This is a genomic window from Rhodoferax sp. RT5P35 (genome assembly GCF_056521385.1).
Genome location: NZ_JBWMAX010000084.1, coordinates 1 through 1,642 on the forward strand (window position 1 = coordinate 1; position 1,642 = coordinate 1,642).

Consider the following 1,642-nt stretch of genomic DNA (forward strand, 5'->3'; position numbering starts at 1 on the left):
GCAAACCGGCTTACGCTCCGGCGTGCCAAAGCCTGTGGCGAGGGAACAGCTGTGCGATGACAGGCCACCCGAACCGAATCCAAAACCGTGCACCAAATCCGTAAACCCTATCTGTAGTTTGTGGGCGATGTGACGCTCAAATCCGATGCCAAAACCGCTTTTGGCCTGCGCGACTGGTGTGCCGACGATGTCCTGGGCGAATGGAGCCTGCCCACCGCCACTGTCAGCCTGGGCCTGCCCCGCCTGTCGCCGCAGCAAGCAGCGCAGGAAGGCGCGGGCTCGCTGGTGGTGGGCGTGGCCGCCGTGGGCGGCGCGCTGCCCGAACACTGGCTGGCCGAGCTGGAAGCCGCGCTGGACGCGGGCCTGGACATCGTCAGCGGCCAGCACTCGCGTTTGAGCTCCTTCCCGCGCCTGGTGCAAGCCGCCGAGCGCAGCGGTGCGCGCCTGATCGATGTGCGGCATTCCGACCAGAGTTTCCCCGCGGGCACAGGCCGCAAGCGCACGGGCCAGCGGGTGCTGACCGTGGGCACCGACTGCGCGCTGGGCAAAAAATACACCGCCCTAGCCCTGGCCCAGGCGCTGCAGCGCCGGGGTGTGGCCGCCACCTTCCGCGCCACCGGCCAGACCGGGGTGATGATTGCGGGCGAGGGCGTGGCTATCGACGCGGTGATCTCCGACTTTGTGGCCGGTGCCGCCGAGCAGCTGTCGCCCGACAACGCCCCTAACCACTGGGACGTGATCGAAGGGCAGGGCGCGCTGTTCCACCCGGCCTATGCGGGCGTGACGCTGGGCCTGCTGCACGGCTCGCAGCCGGATGCGCTGGTGCTGTGCCACGACCCGTCGCGCGACTGCATCGAGGGCTACCCCGGCTTTCCGATTCCCGACCTGCAGGTCGCTATCGACCGCTATGTGGAGGCGGGCCGCCTGACCAACCCGGCGGTGCGCTGCGTGGGCATCAGCATCAATTCGTCCAGCCTGTCGGATGCCGCATGGGATGCCTACGCCCACCGCATCGCCCGTGAGCTGCAGTTGCCGGTGGTGGACCCGATGCGCGGCGGCGTGGAGGCGCTGGCTACCGCCTTGCTGCAAGCATGATCCGCTGCCACACCCGCATCGAACAGTGGGCGATGCATGAACCCTTCGAGATCGCCCGCGAGGTCATCACCCACCAGCCGGTGCTGCTGCTGACCCTGTCCGACGCGGCAGGCCACACCGGCCAGGCCGAAGCCGCCGGGGTGGACTACGACGGCGAAACCCCCGCCAGCATGGCCGCGCAAGTAGCCGCTGTGCTGCCGTACCTGCACGACGGCCTCACCGGGGCCGAGCTGTTGCAGATCCTGCCCGCAGGCGGTGCGCGCAATGCGCTGGACTGCGCCCTGTGGGATCTGCGCGCCAAGCAAACCGGCGTGCCGGTGTGGCAAGCCGCCGGGTTGCCACGGTGGCAGCCTGTCACCACCGCCTACACCATCGGCCTGGGCGACGAGGCCACCACCCGACGCAAGGCGCGGGCGGCACGGCACTACCCGCTGCTCAAGCTCAAGGTGGATGCGCAGCGGCACCTGGACGTGGTGCGCATGGTTCGCGAAGAACACCCAACCGCCCGCATCGTGGTGGATGCCAACCAGGCCTGGTCACCCGGGCT

The 1,642-nt window shown here is 69.2% G+C and carries 2 protein-coding genes; both read left to right on the forward strand.

The window, feature by feature from the left end; all coding sequences use genetic code 11:
- Positions 1-129 precede the first annotated feature (129 nt).
- A complete protein-coding gene (locus tag AC097L_RS23800; RefSeq protein ID WP_479589207.1) occupies positions 130-1,095 on the forward strand; it encodes an N-acetyltransferase DgcN family protein in 966 nt (321 codons plus the stop codon).
- Positions 1,092-1,642, forward strand: a 551-nt coding sequence (locus tag AC097L_RS23805) for an enolase-like domain-containing protein (RefSeq protein WP_479589208.1), incomplete at its 3' end; no start/stop codon positions are given. The genes AC097L_RS23800 and AC097L_RS23805, both read left to right, overlap by 4 nt.